Source organism: Acidimicrobiales bacterium (assembly GCA_035540975.1).
GTDB lineage: Bacteria > Actinomycetota > Acidimicrobiia > Acidimicrobiales.
The window spans coordinates 52,096-60,199 of sequence record DATLFN010000016.1; the positions used below are offsets into that span (position 1 = coordinate 52,096).

The window sequence follows — 8,104 nt, forward strand, 5'->3', positions numbered from 1 at the left end:
CGACCGCGCCGGGGCGCCGGCCCCCGCCTCGCCTGTGCCGGGGCCCCGGCCCCGCTCGACGCCGTGAACCGGCGGGTCGTGGTCGGCGGGCTCGGCCCGGCCGGCCCCGAGCTGCTCACCGCGGCCACGCTGGAGGCGGCCGGGCGGGCGCCTCGCACGTTCCTGCGCACCGCCCGCCACCCGGCCGCCGCCGCCTTCCCGTCCGCCGTCGCGTTCGACGACGTGTACGAGCGGTCGGCGACGCTGGACGAGGTGTACGCCGGCATCGTGGACGCCCTCGTCGAGGCGGCCGGCGAGGAGGGCGAGGTCCTGTACCTCGTCCCCGGGTCGCCGTCGGTGGCCGAGCGCACGGTCGAGCTGCTGCGGGACGACGACCGGGTGTCGGTGGTGGTGCTGCCCGCCCTGTCGTTCGTCGACCTGGCGTGGGACCGCCTGGGCGTCGACCCGGTGGCGGCCGGTGCCCGGCTGGTGGACGGCCGCCGCTTCGCCTCGGAGGCGGCCGGGGAGCGGGGCCCGCTGCTGGTCGCCCAGTGCGACTCGGCGCTCGTCCTCTCCGACATCAAGCTGGCGGTGGACGACCCGCCGCCGTCGCTCACCGTGCTCCAGCGCCTCGGCCTGCCCGACGAGCGGGTCCGGGAGGTGGCTTGGCACGACCTCGACCGGGAGGTCGAGGCCGACCACCTCACCTCCCTGTGGATCCCGTTGCTGGCCGCCCCCGTGGGCCGGGAGCTGGTCGCCTTCGCCGAGCTGGTCCGCACGCTGCGCCAGCGCTGCCCGTGGGACCGCGAGCAGACGCACGCCAGCCTCACCCGCCACCTGCTGGAGGAGGCGTACGAGACGGTCGAGGCCATCGAGGCGCTGGGCCGCACGGACGGGCCCGAAGGCATGGCCCACCTGGAGGAGGAGCTGGGCGACCTTTTGTTCCAGGTCTGCTTCCACGCCACGCTGGCCGCCGAGGAGGGCCACTTCACGCTGGCCGACGTCGCCCGGGGCATCTCCGACAAGCTGGTCCACCGCCACCCGCACGTGTTCGGCGCCGTAGAGGCCGGCACGGCCGCCGAGGTCATGGCCAACTGGGACCGCATCAAGACCGAGGAGAAGGGCCGCTCCAGCATCATGGAGGGGATCCCGTCGGCCCTCCCGTCGCTCCTCCACGCCGCCAAGGTCCAGCGCCGCGCCGCCTCCGCCGGCTTCGACTGGGAGTCGGTCGAGGGCGCCTACCCCAAGGTGGCCGAGGAGCTGGAGGAGCTGCGGGCGGAGCCGTCGGAGGAGGAGCTGGGCGACCTGCTCTTCGCGGTCGTGAACGTCGCCCGCCACCTCGGGCTCGACCCCGAGGCCGCCCTGCGGGGCGCCACCGTCAAGTTCCGGGACCGCTTCCGTGCCGTGGAGGCGTTGGCCGGGGACCGGGGCCTGGACCTGGCCGCCCTCGACCTCGACGGCCTCGACGCCCTCTGGGACGAGGTGAAGGCGGTCGCAGGGCCGACGGCGGGGCGGCCCGGCTGAGGCACGCCGTTCCGGCGGCAGGATCGGGCGCACAGCGGCCCTTCTCGCCGCCAGACGCGTCCGGCGGCCCGCCCGCCCGGGCCCCGGCGGGCGAACCCGGTCACGACGGCGGGCGGGCGGCGGTGACGAGCCAGGCCGACGACGCGAACTCGACGCCTCCGGGCCCCTCGGCGGCGGCGAGCGCAGCCCGCACCGATGCGAACGCCCGCTCCCGGTCGGCCGGCTCGAGGTCCTGGGTGAGTCCCTTCACGATGCCCATGGTCCGCACGAAGCCCCACGCGTCGTCGGCGTCGTCGCCCAGCCACACCGGCTCGTCCACCGGCTCGAGCTCGACGGCGCCGAACCCCGCCGCGCCCAGGACGGCGCGCACGTGGTCCTCACGCGCCAGGCCGAACGGCCCCGGGGCGTCGGCCGGCGGCTCGGGGAGCGCCCGGCCCAGGGCCAGCGCGTCGCGGATGGCGGTGACCCACTGGTTGCGCCCGAGGTCGCGCCACGCCAGGACGGCCAGCCGCCCGCCGGGGCGCAGGGCCCGCCCGATGTTGGCGAAGGCGGCCACCGGGTCGGCGAAGAACATGGCGCCGAAGCTGCTGATCGCGGCGTCGAAGGCGCCGTCGGCGAACGGGTGGACCTGCACGTCGGCCTGCTCGAACGACACGTTGGCGAGCCCCTCGGCCGCCGCCCGCCGCCGGGCCTCCTCGAGCATCTGCGACGACAGGTCCACGCCGAGCACCGGCCCCGGCGCGGCGACGCGGGCGGCGTCGCGCGTCGACCGGCCCGTGCCGCAGCCGACGTCGAGCACCGCATCGCCGGAGGCGACGAGGCCGGCGCCGGTGAGCCGGCCGTCGTGGCGGCGACCGGCGGCCTCGTAGCGGTCGGCCTGCGCCGTCCAGCGCTCGCCCTCCTCGCCGTCCCACGCCCTGGCCATGTCGACGTTGGCGATCGTCCTCATCCGTCGGCCCTCCCCCTATACTCCCTTTGGGAGGAAGGTAGGGCGGGGCGAGGAGGAAGTCAATGGCCAAGGAGCTGACCACCACCTCGTACGCCGTCCTCGGCCTGCTCGCCGTGCGCTCGTGGACGACGTACGAGCTCGCCCAGCAGATGGGACGCGGCCTGGGCGACTTCTGGCCCCGGGCCCAGAGCAAGATCTACGAGGAGCCGAAGCGGCTGGTTGCGGCCGGGCTGGCCCACGCGTCGCGGGGGACGGTGGGCCGGCGTCCCCGCACCGTCTACGCCATCACACCCGAAGGCCGCCGGGCGCTCGCCGCCTGGCTGGCCCGGCCGGGAGCCGCCCCCGTGCTCCAGTTCGAGCAGCTGGTGAAGGTGTTCTTCGCCGAGTTCGGCACGCGCCACGACCTGCTGGCCGGCCTGGCCGGCGTGGGCGAGTGGCGGGAGCAGCGGGCGGCCGTGGGGGCCGCCATCTGCCGCGAGTACCTCGACGGCCGGGGCCCGTTCCCCGAGCGGCTCCCGTGGCTGATCCTGGCCGGCGGCTTCCTCGCCCGCTTCGACCACATGGTGGGCGAGTGGGCGGCGTGGGCGACGGCCACCGTCGAGTCGTGGCCCGACGACCTGGTCGCGGCCGAGCCCGACTGGGCCGCCCTGGAGGCGATGGCCGAGCAGGACGAGGCCGTGGTGCGGGGGGCGGCGGCCCGCCGGGGCGACCGGTGACGGCGCGACCCCCCGGCGACGGCATCCGGTTGTCGCGGCAACATGGGTGGGTGGACGAAGAGCTGACCGACGCCGTCGAGGCCCTGCGCCGGGAGCACCGGCTGGCCGTGGACGTGGACGAGCGCACCATCACCGTGGTCGAGGCCGTGAAGGGCGACCCCGGCCACGCCGTGCTCCGGGTCCTCGGCGTGGCCGAGCGGGTGTCGCCGGTGGCCGCCGCCGCCTACGGGGCCGCCGGCGTGGCCGCCGGCGTGTGGTCGAGCCCCGAGCTGTACCTGGCCCGCTGGACGCGGGGGAAGCGCTGGGTGGTCGGCTACCGCCTGGGCGTCGGGTCCTCGCCCAACCACTACGTGCGCACCGAGGGCCGCATCCCCACCCGCCTGGAGACGGGCAACTGGTACGCCGCCGTGCCCGACGACGTGCGCCGGCTGTTCGTCGACGCCGGCCTTTCCGTGGACGAACGGCCCTTCGCCGGCGTGGACGTGCCCGGGGCCGACGCCCCGCCGCCGCCGCCTCCCCGGACGCCCAGGTCTCCCCGGGCGCCGCGCCAGCCGGCCGCCCCCCGCGCCCCCCGGGCGCCGCGGCCGGCCAAGCCGGCGGCGCCGCGGGCCCGGGCCGAGCCGACCCGGCTGTGCCCGTCGTGCCAGATGCAGAAGGTGGCCAGCCAGTTCGTCGCCGGGTCGGACCTCTGCGTCGACTGCCGGTAGCGTCGCCGGCGGGCCGCAGGGCGCGCCGCCGTCCTTGACGCTCGCGCCGGGTCCGCTAACTTCTGCAACACGAACCACAGGAGTCACACGAGCGACATGAGCGCGATCGAGCACGTGGTGGGCCGGGAGATCCTGGACTCGCGGGGCAACCCGACGGTGGAGACCGAGGTGTTCCTCGAGTCGGGCGCCAAGGGACGGGCGGCCGTCCCGTCGGGCGCGTCCACCGGCAGCTTCGAGGCGTACGAGCGCCGCGACGGCGACGGCCGCTACGGCGGTCGGGGCGTGCGGGGTGCCGTCGCCTCCGTGAACGGCGAGATCGCCGACGCCGTCGAGGGCATGGAGGCGCTCGACCAGCGGGGCGTCGACCGGGCGCTGATCGACCTCGACGCCACCGACAACAAGGGCCGCCTCGGCGCCAACGCCGTCCTGAGCGTCTCCCTGGCCGTGGCCAAGGCGTCGGCCGACGAGCTCGAGCTGCCGCTGTACCGATACCTGGGCGGGGCGAACGCCCACGTCCTGCCCGTCCCCATGATGAACGTCGTGAACGGCGGCGCCCACGCCGACAACAACGTGGACCTCCAGGAGTTCATGGTCGTCCCCGTCGGCGCCGCCTCGTTCGCCGAGGCCCTGCGGTGGGGTACCGAGGTGTACCACGCCCTGCGCTCCGTGCTGGTGGAGCGCAAGCTGTCCACCGCGGTGGGCGACGAGGGCGGCTTCGCCCCCGACCTGGGCCACAACGAGGACGCCGTCCGCCTCCTGATGGAGGCCATCGAGCGGGCCGGGCGGTCCCCGGGCGACGAGATCGCCATCGCCCTCGACCCCGCCACCACCGAGCTGTGGCGGGACGGCGCCTACGTGCTGGAGGGCGAGGGGCGGCGCCTGGCGCCGGACGAGATGGTGGACTTCTGGGTGGACCTGTGCGACCGCTACCCGATCGTCTCCATCGAGGACGGCATGGCGGAGGACGACTGGGACGGGTGGTCGAAGCTGACCGCCGCCCTGGGCGACCGCACCCAGCTGGTGGGCGACGACCTGTTCGTCACCAACGTCGACCGCCTGGAGCGGGGCATCCGCTCGGGCGTGGGCAACTCGATCCTGGTGAAGGTGAACCAGATCGGGACCCTCACCGAGTCGCTGGAGGCCATGAGCCTGGCCACCCGCTACGGCTACACGTGCGTGGTGTCGCACCGCTCGGGCGAGACGGAGGACGTCACCATCGCCGACCTGGCCGTCGCCACCAACGCCGGCCAGATCAAGACCGGCGCGCCGGCCCGGTCCGACCGGGTGGCCAAGTACAACCAGCTCCTGCGCATCGAGGAGGACCTGGGCGAGGGCGCGGCCTACTGGGGGCCGGTCGCCATCGCCGGGCGGCGCACGATCGTGGAGCAGATGGAGGGAAGGTGAGGGGGCGCGGGTGGGCCGTGGTGGTGGCGCTGGTCGCGATCGGCGTTCTCTTCGTCGCCGTCTTCCCCACCCGCACGTGGCTCGGGCAGCGCCAGGAGCTGGAGGCCACCGAGCGGCGCCTGAAGGTGCTGTCGAGCGAGAACGCCGAGCTGGCCGGCCGGGTCCAGCGGCTCAACACCGACGCCGAGATCGAGCGGCTGGCGCGCGAGCAGTACAACCTGGTGCGGCCAGGCGAGGAGGCCTACGCCATCCTGCCGTCGGCCCCCGCCCCCCGCCCGGCGACGCCGCCGCCGGGCGCCGAGGAGGAGCCCGGGCTGTGGGCCCGGGTGTGGGGCGCCGTCACGTTCTGGGACTGACCCGGACGACGCCGGCCATCCCGTGGGCGAGGTGGCCGGGCAGGTGGCAGGCGAACGCCGTGTCGCCGCTCGCAGGCGCGGTCCAGGTGGTGGAGGCCGTCTCGCCGGCGGGCACGCTGATCTCGCCGGGGACGTCGCCGTGGTGGTGGGTGTCCCGGCCCGTGGCGTGGTGCCGGTGCACCTCGGGGCCGCCCACGATCAGCTCGTGGTCGATGGGGTCGAGGTTGCGGACGACGAACCGCACGGTGGTCCCGGCGGGCACCGTCACCGCCGGGGGCGTGAACCGGCTGTGGCGGGCGGTGAGCGTGACGGTCACGGTCGCCGGGCCGGTCGCCGGGTCGTCGTGACCGCCCTCGCCGGGCCCGCCGCCGCTCGCCGCGGCGGCCACGCCGGCCGAGCCGGCCAGCGCGACCGCCGCGGCGGCGAGGGCGAGGCGGCGCCGTGGGGTCGTCACCCCACCCGCCGGAGGGCGGCGGCGGTGCCGGCGAGGAGGGCGACGCCGACGGCCAGGGCCGGCCACAGGGCACCATCGCCGTCGGAGCCCGGACGGGCCGTCGGCGTCACGGGGTCGCCGGGGCGGGCCGCCGTCGAGTCCCGCACCACCCGGTCGAAGTCGAAGGCGGACGGCCGGCCGCCCGTCGGGTGGATGGCGAGGTCGTGGTCGAGGTCGGACGCCGGCCCGTCGACCCGCACGTGGGTCAGCCACATGTCCTCGGGCATCCACTCCATGCCCTGGTCGGAGCGCAGGTCGGCGAGCAGCGACTCGGAGGCGGCCTCGAAGCGCTCGGTGCGCAGGCCCGAGCCCGTCATCAGGGACGGCTGCTGCTCGGTCAGCAGGTACACGTCCGCCTCGACGGGCTCGGCCTTCTCCCGCCCCAGGGCGAGGATGCGGATGGGCACCCACGGGCGGTCGGTCGGGATGGTGAGGTGGATGGGCGTACCGTCGCCGATGCCCTGGCCCGCCTCGCGGGCGGCGGTGGCGTCGAAGCGGGCGGCCAGGAAGATGGGGCTCTTCTCGGCGTAGAAGTCGAGGACCTCGGGGGCGTCGGGCGTCAGGGCGAACCCGTGCTGGCGGGCCCAGTCGCCGACCGCCCGGCCGCCACCCTCGAGGACGGTGAGGTCGAGGGCGTCGATGCGGGTCTCCAGCAGGACCTTGGCGCCGGCCGTCCGGACCGAGGCGGCGTCCTCGTTGGCGCTGGCCAGGACCTGCGGCTGGGTCTCCCGGGCCAGGCGCTGGAGCGTCCAGTCCCCGCCCCGCTCGACCTTGGTGGGGACGCCGGGCAGCGGCACGATGGAGCCCACCTCGGCGCCGCCCCCGGCGAACTGGAACGAGGTGACGTAGTGCTCCACGCCGTCGGCGTAGGCGGCCAGCGTGCTGGTGCGCAGGAGGCGGACGGTGCCGTTCGGTGCGACCAGGCCGCCGCACGCGGCGGCCGGTCCGGCGGTGAGGACGGCGGCGGCCATGGCGATGCCGGCACCGGTGGCGAGGGTGAGGAGTCGTCGCATGGCCCTTCGACGCCTGCCGCGCCCCTCCCGGTTCCGCCCTGGTGCCCTCAGGCCGTCAGCCGTCGTCCTCCCCGGACGGCACCCGGCCGTCGTCGGGGCCGGCTCCGAACGCCCCGCCCGCCGGCGTCTCGGGCGGCCGCCGGCGCTCGGCCGCCGCCGCCAGCTTGGCGACGGCGCCCTGGGGTGACGGCCACTTCGGGCGCCGGGAGGGCTTCGGTGAGCCCTCGGGCGGCTCGGCCCCGGCGCGCCGCCCGGCGGGAGCCGCCCGCTGGTCTCCCTTCGTGGAGGGGCGGGGCCGGGCCGGGCGAGGGTGAGGGCGTTCGCCCCCGGCGGCGGCCGGCGCCTCCGCCGCGCGCGACGGGCTCCGCCGCCTCGGCTCGCCCGCCGGCCGCCGCGGCGCGCCGGTGCCGCCCCCGCCGGCCTCGGCGGGCGCCGCGTCGGACGGGCCGCGGCGCTTCGGCCGCCCGGCGGCAGGCCCCGTCGCCGCGCCGCCGGAGGCTTCCCCCCCGTGGGCGGCGGGGCGACCGGGGGGCGACGCCTCCGGCGGCCGCCCCTCGCCGCCGGCCCGGCGCGCCGCCGCCTCGTTCTCCGCCGGCCGCCTCTCCCCGCCGGCCCGGCGCCCCGCCGCCTCGTTGCCGAACCAGGCGGCGGTGGCCGCTTCGCTGCCCACCTCGTCGGGCGGCCCGGCGCCGGCGGCGGGCGGCAACGGCGGGTCGCCGGGCGAGGGGTGCCGCCGCCGCAGGCGGCCGGGCAGGGACCCGGCCGGCGGCAACGGCGGGTCGGCGGGCGACCGGCGCCGCCGCAGGCGGTCGGGCAGCGACCCGAGGGCGGCGACCGGCGGGAGGGTCGGCACCGGGGGCTTGAGCCCGGCGGCCCCGTGCTGGCGCACCCGGGCGGCCAGCGGGCGGGCGACCAGGCTGGCCAGGGCGCCTCCCAGGGCGACGACGGTGACCAGGACGGGGG

Annotated in this window: 9 protein-coding genes; 5 read left to right on the top strand and 4 right to left on the bottom strand. The window is 77.1% G+C overall.

The window, feature by feature from the left end; genetic code table 11:
- Window positions 1-63: 63 nt before the first annotated feature.
- The gene (mazG, locus tag VM242_02650; protein HVM04048.1) at window positions 64-1,503 is read left to right on the top strand and encodes a nucleoside triphosphate pyrophosphohydrolase; all 1,440 of its coding nucleotides are present in this window, start codon (window positions 64-66) and stop codon (window positions 1,501-1,503) included.
- A 100-nt stretch (window positions 1,504-1,603) separates the two neighbouring features.
- On the opposite strand, the gene VM242_02655 is transcribed toward mazG, so the two are convergent.
- Window positions 1,604-2,452 carry a class I SAM-dependent methyltransferase gene (locus VM242_02655; protein ID HVM04049.1) on the bottom strand — a complete coding sequence of 283 codons (849 nt, stop codon included), beginning with the start codon at window positions 2,450-2,452 and terminating at the stop codon, window positions 1,604-1,606.
- Window positions 2,453-2,514: 62 nt separating this feature from the next.
- Between VM242_02655 and VM242_02660 the strand changes: the two genes are divergently transcribed.
- The 4 genes from VM242_02660 to VM242_02675 all read left to right on the top strand — a co-directional run bounded on the left by VM242_02660 (window position 2,515) and on the right by VM242_02675 (window position 5,635).
- Window positions 2,515-3,168: a PadR family transcriptional regulator gene (locus tag VM242_02660; protein HVM04050.1), complete on the top strand. Its 654-nt coding sequence runs from the start codon at window positions 2,515-2,517 to the stop codon at window positions 3,166-3,168.
- 50 nt (window positions 3,169-3,218) lie between these two features.
- Window positions 3,219-3,875 carry a hypothetical protein gene (locus VM242_02665; GenBank protein ID HVM04051.1) on the top strand — a complete coding sequence of 219 codons (657 nt, stop codon included), beginning with the start codon at window positions 3,219-3,221 and terminating at the stop codon, window positions 3,873-3,875.
- Window positions 3,876-3,971: 96 nt separating this feature from the next.
- The gene (gene eno / locus VM242_02670; GenBank protein ID HVM04052.1) at window positions 3,972-5,279 is read left to right on the top strand and encodes a phosphopyruvate hydratase; all 1,308 of its coding nucleotides are present in this window, start codon (window positions 3,972-3,974) and stop codon (window positions 5,277-5,279) included.
- Window positions 5,276-5,635 carry a septum formation initiator family protein gene (locus tag VM242_02675; GenBank protein ID HVM04053.1) on the top strand — a complete coding sequence of 120 codons (360 nt, stop codon included), beginning with the start codon at window positions 5,276-5,278 and terminating at the stop codon, window positions 5,633-5,635. The genes eno and VM242_02675 overlap by 4 nt, the downstream gene beginning before the upstream one ends.
- Here the strand turns inward: VM242_02675 and VM242_02680 are convergent.
- The 3 genes from VM242_02680 to VM242_02690 all read right to left on the bottom strand — a co-directional run.
- Window positions 5,619-6,089 (bottom strand): plastocyanin/azurin family copper-binding protein, encoded by a 471-nt coding sequence (locus VM242_02680; protein HVM04054.1) that lies wholly within the window; start codon window positions 6,087-6,089, stop codon window positions 5,619-5,621. The two genes, VM242_02675 and VM242_02680, sit on opposite strands and share 17 nt — an antisense overlap.
- Window positions 6,086-7,141, bottom strand: a complete 1,056-nt coding sequence (locus VM242_02685) for a DUF2330 domain-containing protein (protein ID HVM04055.1) — start codon at window positions 7,139-7,141, stop codon at window positions 6,086-6,088. The genes VM242_02680 and VM242_02685 overlap by 4 nt, the downstream gene beginning before the upstream one ends.
- A gap of 55 nt (window positions 7,142-7,196) precedes the next feature.
- A partial coding sequence (locus VM242_02690; protein HVM04056.1) for a hypothetical protein occupies window positions 7,197-8,104 on the bottom strand: 908 nt, incomplete at its 5' end.